This window comes from Brevibacillus migulae (assembly GCF_004521915.1).
Classification (GTDB): Bacteria; Bacillota; Bacilli; order Brevibacillales; family Brevibacillaceae; genus Brevibacillus_F; species Brevibacillus_F migulae.
In genome coordinates this window covers 26,633-46,644 of record NZ_SDKD01000006.1, presented here as the reverse complement: position 1 = coordinate 46,644, position 20,012 = coordinate 26,633, and the positions used below count along the sequence as shown (strand labels likewise).

18 protein-coding genes are annotated in these 20,012 nt (G+C 51.8%); 12 read left to right on the top strand and 6 right to left on the bottom strand.

Annotated elements, in window-relative coordinates:
* Window positions 1–2 precede the first annotated feature (2 nt).
* The gene (locus EIZ37_RS08530) at window positions 3–1,127 is read left to right on the top strand and encodes an HD-GYP domain-containing protein (protein WP_134684172.1); all 1,125 of its coding nucleotides are present in this window, start codon (window positions 3–5) and stop codon (window positions 1,125–1,127) included.
* Here EIZ37_RS08530 and corA read toward each other — a convergent pair.
* Window positions 1,105–2,040, bottom strand: coding sequence for a magnesium/cobalt transporter CorA (corA, locus tag EIZ37_RS08525; protein WP_134684171.1), 936 nt, complete (start codon window positions 2,038–2,040; stop codon window positions 1,105–1,107). The genes EIZ37_RS08530 and corA overlap by 23 nt on opposite strands.
* 54 nt (window positions 2,041–2,094) lie before the next feature.
* Window positions 2,095–2,259, bottom strand: a complete 165-nt coding sequence (locus EIZ37_RS25880) for a hypothetical protein (protein ID WP_167568745.1) — start codon at window positions 2,257–2,259, stop codon at window positions 2,095–2,097.
* A 141-nt stretch (window positions 2,260–2,400) separates the two neighbouring features.
* Here EIZ37_RS25880 and EIZ37_RS08520 point away from each other — a divergent pair, with 141 nt between their 5' ends.
* From EIZ37_RS08520 to EIZ37_RS08510, 3 genes are read left to right on the top strand one after another with little or no spacing between them, the layout of a single operon-like run.
* Complete coding sequence (locus tag EIZ37_RS08520; protein ID WP_134684170.1) at window positions 2,401–4,428, top strand: AMP-binding protein; 2,028 nt, start codon at window positions 2,401–2,403, stop codon at window positions 4,426–4,428.
* Complete coding sequence (locus tag EIZ37_RS08515) at window positions 4,355–5,038, top strand: copper homeostasis protein CutC (RefSeq protein ID WP_134684169.1); 684 nt, start codon at window positions 4,355–4,357, stop codon at window positions 5,036–5,038. The genes EIZ37_RS08520 and EIZ37_RS08515 overlap by 74 nt, the downstream gene beginning before the upstream one ends.
* 5 nt (window positions 5,039–5,043) lie before the next feature.
* Window positions 5,044–5,919 (top strand): GNAT family N-acetyltransferase, encoded by an 876-nt coding sequence (locus tag EIZ37_RS08510; protein ID WP_134684168.1) that lies wholly within the window; start codon window positions 5,044–5,046, stop codon window positions 5,917–5,919.
* A gap of 138 nt (window positions 5,920–6,057) precedes the next feature.
* On the opposite strand, the gene EIZ37_RS08505 is transcribed toward EIZ37_RS08510, so the two are convergent.
* Window positions 6,058–7,281: an MFS transporter gene (locus EIZ37_RS08505; protein ID WP_167568743.1), complete on the bottom strand. Its 1,224-nt coding sequence runs from the start codon at window positions 7,279–7,281 to the stop codon at window positions 6,058–6,060.
* Window positions 7,282–7,407: 126 nt separating this feature from the next.
* Between EIZ37_RS08505 and EIZ37_RS08500 the strand changes: the two genes are divergently transcribed.
* Both EIZ37_RS08500 and yunB read left to right on the top strand, forming a co-directional pair.
* On the top strand, window positions 7,408–9,198 hold the full coding sequence (locus EIZ37_RS08500; protein WP_134684166.1) for an SgrR family transcriptional regulator: 1,791 nt from the start codon (window positions 7,408–7,410) through the stop codon (window positions 9,196–9,198).
* Window positions 9,199–9,264: 66 nt separating this feature from the next.
* Entirely contained in the window at window positions 9,265–9,990 is a 726-nt protein-coding gene (gene yunB / locus EIZ37_RS08495; protein ID WP_134684165.1) for a sporulation protein YunB, read from the top strand.
* 281 nt (window positions 9,991–10,271) lie between these two features.
* Here the strand turns inward: yunB and EIZ37_RS26715 are convergent, their stop codons facing one another.
* A complete protein-coding gene (locus EIZ37_RS26715) occupies window positions 10,272–10,355 on the bottom strand; it encodes a putative holin-like toxin (RefSeq protein WP_407921128.1) in 84 nt (27 codons plus the stop codon).
* A 129-nt stretch (window positions 10,356–10,484) separates the two neighbouring features.
* Window positions 10,485–11,867, bottom strand: coding sequence for a MocR-like pyridoxine biosynthesis transcription factor PdxR (pdxR, locus tag EIZ37_RS08485; protein WP_134684163.1), 1,383 nt, complete (start codon window positions 11,865–11,867; stop codon window positions 10,485–10,487).
* A gap of 106 nt (window positions 11,868–11,973) precedes the next feature.
* Here pdxR and EIZ37_RS08480 point away from each other — a divergent pair, with 106 nt between their 5' ends.
* From EIZ37_RS08480 to EIZ37_RS08465, 4 genes are all read left to right on the top strand, one after another.
* Complete coding sequence (locus EIZ37_RS08480; RefSeq protein WP_134684162.1) at window positions 11,974–13,203, top strand: MFS transporter; 1,230 nt, start codon at window positions 11,974–11,976, stop codon at window positions 13,201–13,203.
* A 110-nt stretch (window positions 13,204–13,313) separates the two neighbouring features.
* Window positions 13,314–14,819 carry a spore germination protein gene (locus EIZ37_RS08475; protein WP_134684161.1) on the top strand — a complete coding sequence of 502 codons (1,506 nt, stop codon included), beginning with the start codon at window positions 13,314–13,316 and terminating at the stop codon, window positions 14,817–14,819.
* Between the two features lie 6 nt (window positions 14,820–14,825).
* A complete protein-coding gene (locus tag EIZ37_RS08470) occupies window positions 14,826–15,914 on the top strand; it encodes a GerAB/ArcD/ProY family transporter (protein WP_134684160.1) in 1,089 nt (362 codons plus the stop codon).
* On the top strand, window positions 15,914–17,128 hold the full coding sequence (locus tag EIZ37_RS08465; protein ID WP_235827936.1) for a Ger(x)C family spore germination protein: 1,215 nt from the start codon (window positions 15,914–15,916) through the stop codon (window positions 17,126–17,128). The genes EIZ37_RS08470 and EIZ37_RS08465 overlap by 1 nt, the downstream gene beginning before the upstream one ends.
* Before the next feature lie 81 nt (window positions 17,129–17,209).
* Here EIZ37_RS08465 and EIZ37_RS08460 read toward each other — a convergent pair whose 3' ends face one another.
* The gene (locus EIZ37_RS08460; protein ID WP_134684158.1) at window positions 17,210–18,235 is read right to left on the bottom strand and encodes a M23 family metallopeptidase; all 1,026 of its coding nucleotides are present in this window, start codon (window positions 18,233–18,235) and stop codon (window positions 17,210–17,212) included.
* A gap of 148 nt (window positions 18,236–18,383) precedes the next feature.
* On the opposite strand from EIZ37_RS08460, the gene larC2 reads away from it, so the two are divergent.
* Window positions 18,384–19,334 (top strand): nickel pincer cofactor biosynthesis protein LarC2, encoded by a 951-nt coding sequence (gene larC2, locus EIZ37_RS26350; RefSeq protein ID WP_235827925.1) that lies wholly within the window; start codon window positions 18,384–18,386, stop codon window positions 19,332–19,334.
* 69 nt (window positions 19,335–19,403) lie between these two features.
* Window positions 19,404–19,961, top strand: coding sequence for a DJ-1/PfpI family protein (locus tag EIZ37_RS08450; RefSeq protein ID WP_134684157.1), 558 nt, complete (start codon window positions 19,404–19,406; stop codon window positions 19,959–19,961).
* Window positions 19,962–20,012: the final 51 nt, after the last annotated feature.

Below are 20,012 nucleotides of genomic sequence, written 5' to 3'. Positions count from 1 at the left end.
AAATGAGACTGTTACCTTTGCAACGTTGTCAGCCAGGTATGATGTTGGCGCGCTCGGTATATATGGATAATGGAACGGTCCTGGTCGGATCAGGCGTGGAATTGACGCAACGCATGATTGACCGGCTGATTCGCATGAATGTGACAAATGTGTATATCCAGGATTCGCTGACCAGCGATATTTTGGTGGAAGATATCATTTCGGATGAAACGCGCAAACGAACGATGGGCGCGATATTCGATACCTTCAAAACGATCCAAAACGACCCGAAAAAATGGCGGAATACTTTCACGGATCCGCAGTATGGCCGGCAATTTCGCCAGGCGATCCATGCGGTAATCGATGAGCTGAAGGGAAATCGCTCTGCCATGAACCTGCTCGGAAATGCCTGCGCTACGGATTTTTATATCTTTTCTCATTCCTTTAATGTGACGCTGTATTCGGTCGCGATCGCGATGAAGGCGGGATATAATGAGAAGGAGCTGGGAGAGATTGGCCTGGGGGCGATGCTGCATGATGTCGGCAAAATGGCGCTGCCCATGGAGATCTTACATAAGCCGGGCAAATTGACGGATGAGGAATATGCCGTTGTCAAAACCCATGCCGAAATCGGTTTTGAAATGCTACGAAAGCAGGATGAAATCCCGCTGTTGGCTGCGCATTGCGCTTTTCAGCATCATGAACGGATGAATGGAAGCGGGTATCCCCGGGGGTTAAAAGGGGATGAGATCCACCCCTATGCCCGCATCTTGGCAGTCAGCGACGTGTTCGATGCATTGACGTCCAACCGTGTCTACCGCAAACCGATGCTGCCTCATGAAGCGCTGGAGGTGCTTTATGCGGGGTCACATGAGCTGTTCGTCCCAAGTGTTGTGGCGGAATTGCGCGATACCGTCGCCCTGTATCCGGTAGGGCTAGAGGTCAAGCTGAACACGGGAGAGTCGGGGGTCGTGGCGGATTATAATCAGGGCTTGCCGAGCAGGCCGGTCATACGCGTCTTGCAAAATGAAGCGGGCGAAACATTGGCCTCTCCGTATGAGATCGATCTGTCCAAGCATATGAACATCATGATTACCGAATGTGATTCCTTGATGAACGTGCCGGCTACAACCACCCTTTCTTTTTAAACAGGATATACATGGCTAAGCCAATGAACGCCATAAAGCCGATCACGGCGTAGTAGCCGTACGGTGAGTTCAGCTCCGGCATATAGGTGAAATTCATTCCGTAGATGCCCGTCACGATGGTGAGCGGCATGAAGATGGTCGTCAAAGCGGTGAAAATACGCATGATCTCATTGGCGCGGCCGGACAGAGCGGATTGATAGGCCTCGCGCAGGTTGGCGATCAGATCGCGAAACGTATCAAAGCTCTCGACGATTTTCACAGCATTTTCATGGATATCGCCAAAGTACTTCTGCAGATCATCGTCGATCAGCGGAAGTTCTTTTTTTTGCAGGTGATCGATCAAGTCGCGCTGCGGGACCAGCATTTTCCGGGCATAGAGCACCTCGCTGCGCAGGCCGATGATTTCCTTCAGCTGCGAGCGATGCGTATTCATGAGAATTTGCTCCTCCAGGGATTCGATCAAGGTCTCGATGCCTTCAATCACTTCAAAGTACGTCTCGACGATCAGATCGATCAGATGATAAAGAAACGAGTCGGCCCGGTTGATTTCTTCCTCGCGAATGACGCTGAGGAGCTTGGCCATTTCTTTGATCGGATGCTTGATCACAGTGATGATGAAGTGCTGTCCCAGAAACAGATTCACTTCGCGCAAATAAATATCGTGGTTCGTAAACTGGATGCTGTTGATCACGATAAAGTAATGATCGTGATACACCTCCAGCTTCGGACGCTGCTCTTCCTCGTCTATACAATCCTCGAGCGCCAAATCATGCAGGCCGAACATGGCTTGCAGGATATCCAGATCAAACAGGCTGGCATCGATCCAATAAAAGCCGTTTTTCGGCGGGCGCAGGGTCTCTTCAATGTCATCAATCATGGTAAACAAACCGTTCTGCACCAATCGAATCTTCATCAGGCTGTTCCTCCCCGCCGTATCTCTCTGCTTGCCCCATTAGTATACCCATTTTCAGGAAGACTTCTCATCCGGTGGACCGTCGCTGTCAGGTTCCTTCTGTTCTCGTTCTTCGCTGATGATGCGGGGCAGGATACGGGCGATGATCAAACGATACGACAGTCTCCAAGCCTCATGGCTGGGACGGTTTGCGAGAACAGGCTCTTGCTTTTTGTCCACATGGCATCCCCTCCTGTTACAGTAAGCCTATGTGGAAGGGCTGGTCCATTAGTCGGGGGCAGACCGCTTTCCAGACATTGACAAGCCAGTGGTTCCATTGGACAATGAATAGGTAAATACGGGAGAAACGGAGGGTTCGCCATGAGTCAATACCGCTCCATCGCTTGGAGTCCTGATCGTGAGCAGCTGGAAACGAGCAACCTGTATCGCTTTATGCAAACAGAAGGGATTTCAGACTACGAGAAATTGATAGCGCTTTCAGAAGAGAATCTCGAATGGTTTTGGGACGCGTTTATTCGTTTTGCGGATTTGCGTTTTTTTCACCCTTACTCTCAGGTGGTCGATCGGAGCGGAGGGCTTGCCTGGCCCAAGTGGTTTGTTGACGGAAAAATCAATCTCGTCCATAATTTTGTGGACAAGTGGGCGTTGGATCCGGCGACTGCGGGACGTACGGCGCTCCTCTGGGAAGGCGAGGATGGCACGACCAGCGAGTACAGTTTTTTTCGACTTTATCAGGAAACCAATCGGCTCGCCAACGCCCTGAGCGCACTGGGCATCAGGCGGGGGGACCGTGTGGCGATCTTTATGCCGATGATAGCCGAGACGGTTGTCGCCTTGTACGGCATCTATAAAATGGGGGCGGTGGCCGTTCCGTTGTTTTCCGGTTTTGGCGCGGAGGCGGTCGCATTGCGCCTAGATGACGTGGAAGCCAAAGCAGTGATCACGGCAGATGGGTTTTATCGCGGCGGGCAAAAGGTCGGGCTGAAGAAGGTGCTGGATGATGCACTGGAGGAAGCGCCCAGCGTAGAGTCGGTCATCGTAGTCGAAAGGCTTGGCGAGGGGGCCGCCTACCAACCGACGAGGGATCATCGTTGGCAGGAGATCATGAATGCGGCCGCCGATGAATTCCAGACAGTCGAGACGGATGCAGAGGAAATCTGTATGGTCAGCTACTCCTCTGGGACGACAGGCAAGCCAAAGGGGATCGTGCATGTCCATGGCGGCATCGCGGTAAAGACAGCGGAAGTGGGGATGTTTGTCTATGATACCCGGCCTGATGACCGCTTTTTTATGGTCACCGATTTTGGCTGGATGATGGGGCAGCTGCCGCTTTTCTCGGCTCATACGGTGGCTGCTCCCTATGTGATGTATGAAGGGAGCTTGATGTACCCGGATCCAGGCAGACTCTACCGGCTGCTGGAGAAGTATCGGGTGACCATGTTTGGCGCGCCGGCAACGGCTCTGCGGCTGCTAAAAACGTATGCGGAAAGCTATCGTCAGCAGGCGGATCTAAGTGCCTTGCGCATTCTTGGACATACCGGGGAGCCGATTGATGCGCAGACATGGAACTGGTTCCATTCCTGGACCGGTGGAAAAGCGCCAATCATCAATGGCAGCGGAGGAACGGAAGTGTTTGCCGAGATCATTTCGTCGGTCTGTGTGGCACCGCAAAAGCCGTCATGCCTGGGACGTACGCCTGCTGTTGGAGCAAAGGCGGTTGATGAGCATGGCATCCCTGTTCCTCCGGGCAAACCGGGTTATCTGGTCTTTACCTTGCCGCAGCCGGCGCAGACGAGAGGATTTTGGAAGGGGCCGGATCGCTACCTGGATACGTATTTTCATCTCAGTCCGGATTTATGGTGGCAGGGTGACATGGTGATGGTGGATGAAGACGGCTATTGGTTCCATCTGGGGCGGGCTGATGATGTGATAAAAGTCTCGGGAAGACGGACTGGCCCGGGCGAGATTGAGGACGCTGTCAATCAGCATCCGGCCGTACTGGAATCGGCCGTCATCGGAGTGCCGCATCCGCTAAAGGGAGAAGAGATTGTCCTGCTCGCCGTGCTGAAGCCGGGTGTGGTACTGGCGGAAGAAGAGCTGGCCCGCCATGTGGTACAGGCGCTGGGCAAACCTTATGAGCCCGGAGCAGTGCATTTTGTCGGGGATTTGCCCAAGACACGGACCCAGAAAATCATGCGCAGGCTGATCAAGCAAAAGTATATCGGGGAACCACTGGGCGAAATGTCCAGCCTGCTGAATCCGGGTGCTTTAGAGCTGATCCCCCTGCGCAGCGAAGGACGAGGAGGAAATGAAAATGATCGTGGAGATTATCGCCACGACGCTATCGGAGGCCAAGATGGCGGAACAAGCCGGAGCGGATCGCATTGAATTGATCACCGCCTTTCAGGAAGGGGGACTGACCCCAAGCTATGGTTTGATCGCTTCCGTGGTGAAGGAGCTGCAGATTCCGGTCAACGTGATGGTCAGGCCGCACAGCTATTCCTTTGTATACGGGCAAGACGACCTGTACACGATGCGTGAGGATATCCGCACGATCCGAGAACTAGGGGCGGCCGGGATCGTGATCGGCTGTCTGACTCCCGAGCGAAAAATCGACATCGCTGCACTGGAGGCGCTGCTGGAGGAAGCCAAAGGCCTTGATGTTACGTTTCATCGGGCATTTGATGAGGCGGCCGATCTGCTGCAAGCGGTCGATGTGCTGACGGGTTACCCGCAAATCAATCGTGTCTTAACCTCTGGCGGGAAAACAAGCGCTCTGGATGCTATCTCCGAGATAAGCGTACTGGTCGAGAAGACGAAAGGGACACAGCTGTCGATTTTGGCTGGAAGCGGTCTTACGGTGGAATCTTTGGCGGGCTTTATCGAGCAGACTGGAGTGACGGAGGTTCATTTTGGATCTGGCGTGCGCTATGATCAGGACGCAAGACAACCGATTGATCCCCAAAAAATAGAAAGCATCAAAAAGCTCGGGAGGTAGACCATTTGCAAACATCCTTGCAGGGACTGCATAAACGTAATGTGTTGACACCAGGAGAACTGGAACAGATTCAGAGATTGGAGCAAACGTGCACCGCTCATGACGGCTTCGCGCTGAAATTGAACTGGTCCATGCTGCGCAGCAGACAAGGAGATGCTCCGCAGGACTATCTGTATTACAAGGACGGGGAACTCATTGCCTTTCTCGGATTGTATTCCTTTGGCAGCGAGGAAGTCGAAGTCAGCGGCATGGTGCATCCCGCTTACCGCAGACAAGGGATCTTCCGCGGGATGCTGGAAGAAGCGATAGCGGACAGCCGAAGCAGGAAATTCGGACGACTCCTGTTGATTGTCACTGGCCAGTCGTCCACAGGGAAAGCTTTTGCTGAAGCGTTCGGAGCCGACTATACGTTTTCGGAATATTACATGGAGCGCGTACATCCACCCTCGCAGCAATTAGATTTGCCGATACAATTACGATCGGCGGCATTTACGGATCTGGAGCTTCTTGCGCAGTGGAATGCGGATGGATTTTCCATGCCGATCGAAGACGCGAGGGAGTACGCTCGCAAGACTCTGGAGAATCAGGAAACGACTTATGTGGCGGAGAGTGATGGCCAACCAGTGGGGAAAATTTCAGTTCGTCTGGACGAGAAGCAGGCTTTCTATTACGGCTTTGTCGTAGCGAAGGAGCTGCGAGGACGAGGCTATGGACGGGCGATTTTGCTGAAAACGATGGAGCACACGGAGCAAGAGCTGCATAAGAGCCATCATTCCTTGGAAGTGGCAGCGAAAAATGAGAGTGCCTTGCATCTCTATCGCTCTTGCGGGTTTGAGTCGGTAAGAAGCATCGAATATTATCTGATTTCGTTGGAAGGTTGATAGGAAGATCCCCCCGATCGGCAATGCCGGCTCCCGGGGGGATTTTGTTTTGCTCATTTGGAGTGTGCCAAGTATTCATTACGCTCTCGATCACATTTTCCTGTCGATAATTGATACCGACAAATGGACAGCCGAGCGTTACGCAATACGGATGATTTTCGTGCGCAGCAGCAACAGAAACGCGATCCCATTCCACACGGCTGCCGATAAAAAGATCGAGGAAGTCCCCCACCACAATATCATCCATCCGGATACGTACATCGTAAGGGGCATACCCAGGCGAAACAGCGTGCCGGTAATCCCCCCGCTCCGCCCCATCAGCTCCGCAGGTGTCTGCTCATGGCGAAACGTATAGACGGAGATGGTATGCATGGAAATGGCAAAGCCGATGACAAATAAAGAAAGGATCAATACGATCAGCCCTTCACACACATAGAGCCCCAAGTATCCCAGCGCATTGGCAATCGCCCCGATGCCAAACATGAGCCCCAGTCCCACGCGTTTTCTCAGCCAGCCAGCAGCCATGCTCCCGACCAGTCCGCCGATCCCCGATATGGACAGCACGATGGCCAACAGGGAGGAGGACAGTTGCAGGTCATCCTTGGCGAAAAAAATGACAGCGGTGCTCACGACGGTCATCGAGCAGTTGAGAAAGATCACGAACACGCTGATCATCACCAAGAGACGATTGGCTGTGAAGGCCACCCAGCCATCCTGCAGCTCCTTCCAGAAACGTAGCTTCCTGTCTTGCCTCGGAATTTCCTGGATCCTCAGCCGTGAAAACAGGACAAAGCATAGCAGATAAGCGACAGCTGTGATCAGAATGCCGTCACTCAGATTCGCCAGCAGGAAGACCAGTCCGGTCAAAGCTGGCCCCATGACGCTGACCAGCGTCTCCGTGAACGTCAAGTTCGCATTGGCGGCCGTCAGATGGTGGCTGGGTACGGTCAGCTTGATCAGGCTTACCTGCGCGTTGAAGTACCCGTAGTTAAAGGTCATCAGCAAAAAACCGAGCAGGTAATAGAGCAGGAGCGTTTCATTTCCGCTTTTGAAGAGATAGACTAAAAGAAACAGCAAGAGGGCCTGCGAGCCAATCATGCCCAACACCCATTTTTTCTTGTTGACCCGATCGACGATGACGCCGATCATGGCGGCAAATAACAGGTTGGGCAACAGCTCTGCGGTTCGCATGGATGCCATGGATACCGAAGAATGAGTCAATTCGTACATCATGAGCGGCAGGACGATTTCATAGATTTTGTTACCGATGGAGAGCAAGAGACTGCTCGCCAGCATGATGGCAAACGTCCTGCTCTTCCACAATGAGGTTGGTGCAGCAGCAGGTGTGGCACCTGTTAACATAAGCGTTCCCTCCAGCATGAAAAGGTAGAATGATGGTTGAATTGATTGTAGAAAGAAACGACATAGAGAAAAATGGTAGAAATGCGCTGCGGTTTTTTCCACTTTTCCTGAAGGAGGAGGCATTTGATGCGTCTGTTTCAAGACTATATGCAGCTACGAAAGGCGTTTCCCCATGCAGGAGAGGGAGAAGCCATATTGGTGACCATGGCGGATATCGCTGAGCTTTTGTATTGCACCCAGCGCAATGCGAAGCTGATCCTGAACAAAATGATCGATCACGGCTGGATCACGTTTGTGTCCGGAAGAGGAAGGGGACATGCTTCTGCCCTCACGTTTCTGGTCGGAAATGAAGAGCTGCTTTTGCAAGAAGCGAAGGCGCTGGCTGAGGCTGGCGAGGTGGAAAGCGCTTTTCGCCTGCTGAAAGAAAACGCGGAGAGCGGTTATGTCAAAGAGCGTTTTGTCGAATGGTTTTCCCGTTACTTTGGCTATCGGACAGAAGCCGGGGAGCACAGTGCGCAGGAGGTCCTGAAGCTGCCGTTGTATCGGACCATCAACACGATCGATCCGGCCGATGTGTTTTTCTCTTTCGATGGGCATCTGATCAAGCAGGTGTTCAGCACCCTTGTGGAGACGGATGAGGAAGGGGGGGAGGTCAAGCCGAATATCGCGCATCATTGGAAGCGAAATGCCGAGGCGACGGAATGGACGTTTTATCTGCGCAAAGGCATTCAGTTTCATCATGGGCGTGAATTGACAGCCGAGGATGTCCAATACAGCCTGTGCAGATTGCAGAAGCCGGAAAGCCAACAGCGATGGCTGGTGAAGGAGATTGCCAGCATCGAGGTCCTGTCGCGGTACGCAATCCGCATCCGCCTGAACAGGCCGAACTATTTGTTCCTGCTCTATCTCAGCTTTCCGCCTGCTTCGATTGTGCCGCAGGATCTCTATGAAAAGCCGGAGCATCTGCATGCGCTGCCTGTAGGCTGCGGGCCTTTTCGCATCGTTGAGCGCAAGGCGGGGCGCTGTGCATTGGAGGCTTTTGACGCTTATTTTCTCGGGCGTCCCTACGTAGATCGCGTGGAAATCATCGTGGTCCCGGAGATCGATGCAGCGTATCGAATGGAGACAGAAAGCAATCTGCTCGTGGTGAAAACGGGAGAAGCGGATATAGGTTCTTTGGCGGATTGGCAGGAGGGCCGAGAGCTTTGCGGCTGCAGCATGATGAGCGTCAATTTGCGAAAAGACGGCGTGCTCCGGGACATCCGGCTGCGCAAAGCGATCTTTCACTTGATCAATCGCGAGCAAATGATTCGAGAACTTGGTGAACAACGGCTTTATCCGGCCAGTCAGTTTCGCTTTCAGGAAAAATACGAGCAGGTGGCCCCGGCATGGCAGGAAGCAGCGGGTCGCGCATGGCTGCAAGAAGCAGCGTATGACGGTGAGCCGATCTTGCTCTATACCTTTGCGCGCCATGAGCCGGATGCGAGATGGCTGAAGAGCTTCCTGGAGCCGTATGGGATCAATCTGGAGGTCCATATCGTTGCCTGGAGCGATCTGCTGCGGGAGGATATTAAGGAGCAGGCTGATCTGCTCTTGTTCGAAGCGGTGTTGAGCGAAGGCATTATCCGTTTGGTTGAATATTATCAATCGGCGAACAGTTTGATATTCACCCAATTGTCCGAGTCGCTGGCTCTTTTTGTCGATGAGAAGATACAACGGCTTTTGGCGGAGCCTTCCGCCGCAGGAAGGGAAGCGCAGCTCGCCAGCATCGAGCACAAGCTGGACGAAACCTGCAGCCTCATTTATTTGACTTACAAGGCGGTGAATGCCGTTTCGCATCCTTCCCTGCAGGGGGTAAAGGTAAACCAGCGCGGCTGGGTCGATTTCAAAGATGTCTGGTTTGATCCTGCCCCGTAACGATACAAAGTGGACGTATTTTCCCAACTCCTGCATAGGATTGTACTATGCTGGGAGGTGGCACAGGTGGCTGTTTTTCGACCACGACGACGATGGCGAAATCCACTTTCGGGGCCAAGAGCCTTTTTTATTGCATTGGTTATCTTTTTCGTCCTGACGATTCAGAGCTTTATTTTTATCGAGAACCGCTTGGAGCCGACACTGTTGATTTTGGCCTCGCAAAAAGCAGAACAGCTGGCCAAGGAAGCAATCTCTGATGCCGTGACTAAAAGGATCGCGCAGCAAGGGGTCAATTTTAACGAAATAATCAAGCTGGAAAAGGACAACACGGGGAAAATTCAATCGTATGAGTTCAACTTTAAAGAGTACTCGCGTATCGTTGGCGAAACCACGTCACGTGTACAAAACAGGCTGAAGGAATTTGAAAAGGAAAAAGTGGAGCGGTCGATCCCGCTTGGCTTGGTGACCGGGAGCAGCTTTCTTTCCCAGATGGGGCCGGAGCTGCCCATCACCTTTGTGCCGGTCGGCTCGGTTCGGACCAGACTGGATACGGAGATTAAAGAGGCGGGCATCAACATGGTGCTGGTCACGGTGTTTGTTTTTGTCGAGGTCGACTTGCGGATCATCATCCCGTTTGCGACCGATGTGAAAACGGTGACGACGCAGATCCCGATCACCCACTCGCTCATCATCGGGGACGTGCCGCAATACTGGTACAACAACCCGGATGGGAAGCCGGATGTGCCGCGGGTCAATACGGATGGGGCGGCGGAGACGGTGATGCCGAAATAAGGGGAATCGTTCAAGAAGTAGATCACAAGGGGCTCCGGCACAGTGATGATCTACTTCTTTTGTTTGTGTATAGAGAGTCGTATAGTAGCGTATAGATAAGCTCATAGCTGCGTATAGCATTCGTTCATGTAAAATGTTATTATTGTTTTAATGAATCCTTAGAATAATAAAAAGGCCGAAGGTGCGGGTAACACCTCCGGCCTTGTACAACTGACCCCACCAAGGGGGCGGCTCAATTACGTGTAGAAGTAGATCACTGAGATGCGAGGCTCAAGGGTGATCTACTTCTTTTTATCGAAGGACAGTATCAACACAATGAGAGTCGCGAACGAGATCATCAATGTGAGTGTTTGAAATACTGTCATGGTCTCACCCCCTTCCGTTACCGAATGGAGAGTGAGCCGACCACCCTTGAGGAGCCGAACAATTGTACAAGGAAAATGATAGCATAGAGCTAAGGGAACCATACTCAAAATAGATAAGAGTGTGCTTTTTTATTTTGAAAACCAAGCTTTACGAAGTAATTTCACACCCGCCTCAATCTCCTCATGCGACAAAACCCCTACCCCAAGCAGCAAAGTAGGCTTTTGCATCTGCTCAGAATCCTGCCAGTAACGCGAGGTTGGATAGACCCGCACGCCTACGTTAGACGCAAGCTGCCTCAACTCCAGTTCAGAGTGGGGCGAATTCACTTCAATCAACACGTGAAGCCCCGCATCTTTCCCATTCACCACAATGGAATCACCCAGATGCAGTTTTAGCGCTGACAGGAGTGTGTCTTGCTTGGCTGCGTATACCCTTCTCGCACGTTCTACATAATTCGTCCAGTACCCGCGCTCCATGAACAGATGGAGCGTTTTTTGCATCATCCGTGAAATCGGCTGTTCATAGATCTTGAAGCGCTGCCGATAGCTGGCCAATAGTGGCAACGGGAGCACGAGATAGCCAAATGGAAAAAGCGGAAACAGCGTTGGCGAAAATCTGCCGATGTAGATGGCATGCTCTCCTTTGTCCATGGCAGCGATGGCCGGTAAAGGGCGGTCCCGATAGCGAAACTCTGCTTCGAAATCATCCTCGATGATAACGCCGCCGCATTCACGGGCCCAACCCAAAAGAGACTGCCGCTGGTCAAGCGGCATGACCAGCCGATGCAGATATTGATGGGAAGGATTGACATAGAGCAGGCGAGCCTGGCTTTGCCGCAGCAAGTCCGTGTCCAGACCGTTTTTCCCGATGGGTATATGAGCAAGCTCAAAACCGTGATTGCGCAGGGTTTGACGGGCCCCATCGCAGCCTGGTTCCTCGATGGCAACGGCTGCGTGCTCGCTGGCCATCAGCTGGCATACGAGCGAAAGCAGCTGCTGCGTGCCGCTGCCGATGATGATCTGCTCCGGAAGCGCCTGAATGCCGCGCGTCTGTAGCAAATATTTGCACAACTCCCGCCGTAGACACGGTTCACCTTGCGCATGAGCGTCGTGCACCCAAGTGTGCGTCTCTCGCAAATGCTCGCTTTGCAGCTTGTTCCAGATACGAAAAGGGAAGTGCGCCGTCTCCACATGATTGTACCGGAAGCGATAGCGCGTGGGCTGGCTTGGCGGCACGCGTTTTGAGAGCGTGCCATGCTCGGATAGGCGAGGAGACACGTAGTAGCCGCTCTTCGGTTTGCTGTAAATGTACCCGTCTGCCTGCAGAAGCTGATAAGCGGAGTCAATCGTGTTTTTATTGATCTGCAGGTGTGCCGCTGTTTTGCGAATGGACGGCATGCGGGAGTCCGGGGCAAAGCGTCCCTGCTCAATTTGTTCTTTTACGTAGCGGTAGATCTGGATGAAAATCGGTTCGCTGGCTTGCGGATCAATGATAAGTGTGATTTCCGGCAAAGAGATCCCTCCGTCTTACTGTCCCAGTTTAGCTGACTCCTATTGTACCTGTTCATGGCGACGTGTCGAGCTAAAATATGTCGTATAACGAAGGGGGAGAGATAGCATGTGGTTTCAAGAGAAAAAATATGCCTGGTATCTGCTTGGCGCCTTGTGGCTGATTGCTCTGATCAGCACGATTCCGCGTTTTGTCATGGCGTTTTATCAAGGGCAGATTGCAGAGGATCTCGACTCGTCACGCGGTTTCATTTCGTTTGCTTGGTCGTTGAATCTGCTGATTACCGCTGCCTGCTTGCCTGTCGGGGGCTGGCTCGTTGATCGATTTGGTCCCAAGCGGATCTTGCTGGCCGGTCGGATCGTAGGGGTCATTGCGGCGGCAGTCACGTATTTTTCGGCTGAGCATGCGTTCTATTTTTTGCTTGGCTATGGGGTGTTGTTTGGACTGACGGGCATTTCCGCGACGACTGAATTTTCCCTACTGTTCCACTGGTTCAAGCATAAGCGGGGGACGGCAAATACGATCCTGCGCAGCGCTTCCCCGCTCGGTCTGGCACTCATCAGCCCGATATTTGTAGCAAATCGGGATTGGCTCTCGTGGAGTGATGCTTTTTTGCTCACTTCCGTCCTTGGCCTTGTATTGTCACTTCCCTTAATCCAGCTTGTCGTCAAGGATCCGACAAGTGAGCCAGCGAAGGCAGCCGGCGATACGCGCCGAAAAACTGTTAAGGAGTTCATCGCTGAATGGAAGGGGACGGTGAGCTCTCCGATTATGCTGGCTGTCGTCATGGCGCTTTTTGTCTGTGGCTTTAACATGGGGACGGTGGAAATGAGTCTGGTTGCGATTCATGATCATGCGCATGTACCGGTGGAGACGATCGGGGTGGCGCTGTCCTTGCTTGGGCTGATGGATGTCGCGGGCTCCCTTTTCTTTGGAGTGCTTCTGGATCGTTATTCCCGTACAAAGATATTGGCCGTGCTGTACGTTTTGCGTACGATCGGTTTTCTGCTGTTGCTCTTGTCGCTTCCCGTGTCTCCGATGGTGTTTTCCATCCTTTTTGGCGCGACTTACGTAGGTGTCGTCCCAGGAAGCCTGCTGGTCGCAAGCGAGTGGAAGAAAGAATCTGGCGCGCAGACGGGCTCGCTGTTGCTCTTGCATTCGCTTGGAGGAATTGCCGGCTCTTTGCTAGGCGGCGTCACATTTGATCTGACGGGCGACTACCGGCTGCTGATTGGCCTGAACCTGGGCCTGTGCGTTCTCACCGCGGGCTTGTTTTTATTTGGAGCGATGGCGGGGAGGCACACGGCAAAACAAGAGGTGGCAAAAACATCTCACTAGGATCGGGACATCGTTGGATGATTCCTCCAATTGCTGGGCATAGTAAGAACAATTTCCATATCAAGGATTGCGTTCGCACGTTTACGTCTGGGCTGGATGGAGGGAAAGTCATGGCTTTGTGGCATTGGTGGCGCAATCAGGTACAGCGAACATCGCCAAGCACCAATCAGAGGGATTTGACCTATCCGGAAGACAAGCGGGAAATCACCAAAGAGGCGATCCAGCAGGAACTACAGGATGCTGATGACGTCATCTACAAGGAATTTACGCTGCATGGCGAACCTGTCACGATGGTTTATGTGAAAACTATGGTCGAAGAAGCGTTATTGCAGGAGCACGTCTTAGAGCCGTTGCAAGCAAAGAAATACGATGATCCGAGGCATGCACTGCCGCTAGCGGGAGAACTGAAGAATGACGAGCTGCCCAAGCTGTTGAAAAATTTGCTGAGCGGTTTTTCCATTTTGATGTTTCCAGATCGTCATCTGATCATCCAGATCAATACCAATAAAATCCCACAACGCAGCATTTCGCGTACGGAAACAGAGTCAACGGTATTAGGACCGCAGGATGGATTGGTCGAATCACTCAGCAGCAATCATTCTTTGATACGCCGCAGGATCATCAGCACGCATCTGAAAATCAAAACGTTTCTGCTGGGAACGGAAGCGAGGGTAAGCGTTTCTATCTTGTATATGCAGAATATCGCCAACTCGGAAAATGTAGAAAGGTTGATACAAAGGGTACGCAATGTGGAGTTTGCGGGATTTGTCAGCCTCATGGAATTGAAGCAAATGATTGAGGATAAACCGTATTCTCCTTTTCCACAATTTGCGGTTACTTCCAGGCCAGATACGGCTGTAAAGGCATTGCTTGACGGGCGCGTTCTGGTCATGATGGATGGCAGTCCAGAAGCAGCGATCGCCCCGTCCAGCTTCCTAGAAATGTTTACGAGCCCGGAAGATTTCTACAATCATTGGTCAACGGCTACTTTGTTGCGGTTTATCCGGATGATGGGAATGTTTGTCACCATTTTGCTAACCGCTACGTATGTGTCGGTACTGACGTATCATCCGGAAATGCTTCCGCCCGCATTGTTGACGATTCTCTCCGAATCCCGCAGCAAAGTGCCTTTTCCTCCACTGATCGAGGTATTGATTATTGAATTGGTTATTGAGATCTTGCGGGAGGCAGGGGTACGCATGCCGACCAAAATCGGTCAAACGATCGGTATCGTAGGCGGTATTGTGATCGGGACAGCATCGGTCGAAGCAGGATTAGCCAGCAATATTCTGATCGTGGTGGTTTCCGTATCGGCGCTGCTGTCTTTTTTACCTCCCAATTTTCTCATGAGTAATGCGATTCGCTTCGTCCGTTACGGAATGATTTTGATGGCGGGCTGGCTAGGCATCTTTGGGCAAATGCTGGCATTGGCATTTCTCTTTGCACACCTCTTGAGTTTGACTTCCTTGGGGACTCCCTTTTTGGCGCCAGTCATTTTGCGGCAATGGACTGATATCACCGATAGCGTGATTCGAGCGCCAATCAACTACATGTTGAAGCGTAAAGGAATGACTCGAACCAAAAATCCGAGTGTGCGCCCTACGGATGAGGAGTAGTCTTATATGGACAAAGGGCTTATCGAAAAACTCAACACCTTTCATGTCATTTTTCTCGTGCAAAATGTCATCATTGGCATGAACCTGCTTACTCTGCCGCATGATATGAGCGCGATGGGTTACAACCAATGGTGGATACTCTTCATCATTGGGGTGTTGGCCCAACTGACACTCATCCCCATGTATCTGCTTGGCATTCGCTATCCGAATCAAAACTTGTATACGATTAACGAGATCTTGTTGGGGAAATGGCTGGGGAAGCTGAGCAATCTGGTCCTGTTGGTTTATTCCTTGCTGACGATTGCGACTGTAAGCGAGGTTTACATTCGATTGGTGCAGACAGTTACGCTTCCCGAACGCACAGTGCGGGTTCCCCTTTTCCTATTGGTTTGTGTAGCACTCTATATCGCACACGGGGGAATCAAAGCCGTTGCCCGTTTCTGCATTTTGGGCTTCTTTGCCACAATATGGTTAGTCTACTACCTGCAATGGGGCTTGCAGAAGGGGATCTTTGTCCATATTTATCCCCTACTCAACCTTTCGATGTTCGAGGTTTTAGATGGGCTAAGGGAGGGGTCTCCGGCCGTGCTTGGTTATGAATTGATGCTCCTGTATTTCCCGTATATCCAGCATCAAAAAAAGGCGCTGCGGCATGCCTCCATCGGGCTGTGGATATCCGTGGCTACTTATGTGGCCGTCTCTTTTACCAGTGTGGTGTACTTTTCCGAATGGCAGATGGAGCATTTGATGTACCCGGTATTGAACCTGTTTAAAGCGGTGGAGCTTTCCTTTTTGGAGCGCATTGAGAATTTTGGCATTGCGATCTGGATTTTTTTGATCCTGACCACGATCAGCGCTTATCTGTGGGCAGCCAAGATCAGCCTGGATTCCATCCTGGAGAAACGAAGAGCCATCTATTTTGTCCTGGTTGGCTTGGTGGTCTCCTATCCATGGCGAGGTGTCATCTCCTTAAAACTGCAAGCGTTTCTTTTTGAACATCTAGTTATCTATCTGGGGTACCTAATGGTTCTGTGGCCAAATCTGCTGCTCGTCATACACTGGATTCGCAAGCGATTGGGAGGGATAAATCCGTGATGCGTCTAGTGGCAATCTTTCAGCTATGTCTGCTTGCGGCCTTATCCTCGGGATGTGCCGTCGTAATGGAGAGGCCAGCTCTGGAGGATTTGGGGATGATTGGGGTGATGGGATTTGATTATTTGAATCCCAGGCAGGCAAAAATCGTCGTCACGCTGCCGGAGCCATCCAAGGAAGCAAAGGAAAAGACGCAAATGTACAAAACGATTGCCGCTTTCCCCAATGAAGCATTGATGACCTTATCCCCCAAATCGGAAAAGACCATGTCACTGGCTCAGTTGCGTGTCGTATTGTTTAGTGAAGAATACGCAAGGAAGGTAGGCATCAGAGAGGTCATTGAAAATCTCTACCGCAATCCCGCTGTAGGCGATAATGTGTTCGTGGCGATCGTTAAGGGAAGCGTGGAAGGCCTGATGGGGGCAAAGTACGAAAACAAGCCGGAGATTAACCAATTTCTGAATGATTTGCTCCATCCCCGACGTGATACAGCCTTTCACTCTTTTTTAACGATACATGATACCATTTTCCGCCTGCATGGAGAGACTTCCGACTTGGACCTGCCATATTTGGAGCAGCAGCAAGGGGATATTCAAATTACAAAAATTGCCTTGTTTAAACGAGACAAGCTGATTGGGTTTCTTACGGATCGGGAAGGAAAGATCAATCAAGCGATTCGGGCGCGGCTTCAGCTTCCGGATATGAATTTCACCATCACGGAAGAAGACACAGGAAAGAAGCATGTGGAAATTGTAGTCGACTTCGTTACTTCAGACTCGAAAGTCAAGGTTCACGGCGGTGTGGAGGCTCCGAGCTTTCAGATTGATATGAAGATCTACGCCCGCGTGCTTGCCTATACGGGGAGAAGAGATCTCGAGAATCCGGATGAATGGGTGAAGGTAGAGAAGGATCTCGAGCACGAATTGGACAGGCAGGGCTTGGAACTACTGAAAAAGCTGCAGAAGCTCGGGGTAGAACCAGCCAATCTGACCGACTATGTACGGGCCAAATATCACGGTGAATGGCATAAAGAAATGGCGGAGAAAGCATTTGCAAATGCCAAGTTCGCCGTACATACAGATTTTGTCGTCATCGGCTTTGGAACCCTTCAAACCAGCAGCATTGAACCCGATTCCATGCTAGCGCTCGGCAGGAACCAGGGAATGCAGCAAGCGCTAGGTCATATTCCATTGCAGACGATTCAAATGGGCAATTGACTCCGATTTCTTCCAGAATCAAAAGTGCGTTCAGCAGAGGCTCCGCGATGAATACAGCGGAGCCTCTGCTTATGAAGCCGCTTATTTTTTTCTTTTGCTGCGGGCCTGCCGTTCCCAAAGTTTGAGGTAGGAATAAGGATTGAAAGCCCATTCGGCATATCCCATATCACGATACATCCCGTAGTGCAGATGAGGAGGGAATTTTCCTGAAGTCCCTGGCCGTCCGTATCCAGAGCTACCGACGTAGCCGATCACTTCTCCGGGCTCCACGATATCGCCTGGCTTCAAGCCCTTTTTAAATGCGGATAGATGAGCAAAGTAATGGTACACATTGTCCATATCGCGCATCCCGATCCGCCATCCGCCATAGCGGTTCCAGCCAACCACTTCCACCACACCATAACCGGTGCTTAAAACAGGGGTGCCGTGGCTGGCAAAAATGTCCGTTCCTTCGTGGATGCGTCTTCCTCCCCAGCCGCGCGCGTCTCCCCATGTATCTTTATAGCTGTATTCATAGCGTCTGGGGATGGGAAACGCATGCCGGCCGAGGTCAAGCGTCTGGTATTTCTCGTAAATCGAAGCAAACTGAACGATTGTCTTCACCGCTTGATCCCGTTGGTAGTACATCCACAGCCCGATACGCAAATCATCGCGGGAAAAACCGTATTCGCCCAAAAAGCGGATCATCGTCGTCCATACATCGAGATCATTTTCCTGGCTGGCAAGGCCGTCGCCATCGCCGTCTTGCCCGATGCCGCCAAAGAAGGAAATCGAGGACAGGTCATTATCATCTTTCTCCGGGTTCGTGTAGCCGCACCAGATAGTCGGATGAATGATCAGATCGGTCAGTCGTGAGGTGGGCTCCTCCTGTTTTTTCCGTTTTTTCATGGTACGCTCATATTGATCGACAGCAGCCAGATACGACCATGGAATCCCGTACAAGGCTTCCATTTGTTGAAAGAATTCAAGACGCCGCTGCAAAAGTGAAGAAGCAGAGGATGCTCCTTTTTTGGGGGGAGCAAACGAAATGGCTTCCGCACTGCTGCCTGAAATCAGAAAAAAGCTTGTGAGCAAGCTGATTGCAACATAGAGGCGTAAGAAACGCATCCTTCTCCCTCCAGCCGATAGTTTCTCTTGTAGTTTTCTGCCAGCCGCGCATGTTTAACCGAGATACTTTTTACCATTCACACTGGGGACAACAGGGAGTATGGTGTATGATGCAAAGAAGAGAGTACGTTTGGCGGGGAGGATATCCATGAAATTGTATATACATAGTGAAGTGCCTCTGCGGCTTGCTCCCTTGGCGCAGTGCTTGCGGCAGGTAAATCGCATTCCAGAGCAAACACAGCCGACGGCAGACTGGGTTCAAGCCTTGCTGGATCAAGCAGAAGAATTCCGTCCTTATTTTACCGGGACAGCATCCGCGTGGGACGAGGAAAAGCTGGCAGTGCTGGCATTGGCTGCCCTCGAGCAGGAGGTGGAGATCATCTGTCATCCCTTGGTTTTACCTACAGGCATGCAAACGGTTTTTTTTCCTTTGCTGGAAGGAACCTCGGTCGGCAATTGGACAGGCGCGGGGGCAGACGGAGTCATGTCCCCTCACGCATTGCTCTGGCTAAAGCATAGGAGAGCGAGCTATACGGATAGGCCAGTTGGACAGATCGTGCAAACAGCGATGGCTGGAAGGACAGCAATCGTCCTGCTGGAGGACAACGCAGGGGTGCCCATCCGGTGGGAAGAGAGAAACCATCAGCAGGAGCATATCGATGAGGGGATGCTGCTGCTGCAGGTCAACCTCGACGATACAAGTCCGGAGTGGATGGCTTATGCGCTGCAGCGACTCCTGCAGGCAGGGGCGAACGATGTCACCTTTATCCCGATGACGATGAAAAAAAGCAGGCCGGGAGTTATGATGCAGGTGCTCTGCTACCGCAGCGATCTGGAAGGGATCAAAAGTGTCATATTTGCAGAGACAACGACATTTGGCATCCGGTATTTTCCCGTAGCCGTCCATCGGCTGGCTCGTTCATTCACCACAGTGCAAACCAAGTGGGGAGAGGTCCCGGTCAAGCTGGGCTATCATCATGGAGAGCGAGTGCAGGCATCACCTGAATATGAGGCTTGTGCACGGCTGGCAAGCATGGCCAATGTGCCGCTCCCGCTTGTCTATCTGGAAGCGAGACGCTTGGCAACAAAGGATGAATAAACGACTGGTTGGACCATACACATGATAACAGCGAGATAAAATTCCACGAAAAGGGCAGGAGGCTGTTTCATGAGTAAAAAAGTGCTGATCGTGACGGGGGATGCAGTAGAGGCGCTGGAGGTGTATTATCCGTACTACCGGTGTCTGGAGGAAGGCTTTGACACGGTGATCGCTTCCCCAACGAAAAAGATCTTGCATACGGTATGCCATGATTTTGAGCCGCACAGCGAGACCTATACGGAAAAACCGGCTTATCAGCTTGCGTCCCACACGGCATTCGCGGACGTCAATCCAGCCGATTACGACGGTTTGATCATTCCCGGCGGTCGTGCGCCCGAATACATTCGTTTACATGAATCCTTGGGAGCGATCGTGGCTCATTTTTTTGCGGAAAACAAACCGGTTGCTTCCATTTGCCACGGTTCCCAAGTGCTGACACTGGTGCGCGAGTATTTGCAAGGCAGGGAAATGACCGCCTATCAGGCATGCCGTCCCGATGTGGAAGCGTGTGGGGCGCTGTATCAGAAGGAAACGCTTCATGTGGACGGAAATCTGGTCTCGGCCCATGCCTGGCCGGATTTGCCCGGATTCATGCGTGCGTTCATCAGCTTGTTGAAACAGGATTAATCAGGAAAAGACCCGCAAAAGCAGCAGGCATGAGCCGAAGCTTTGCGGGTC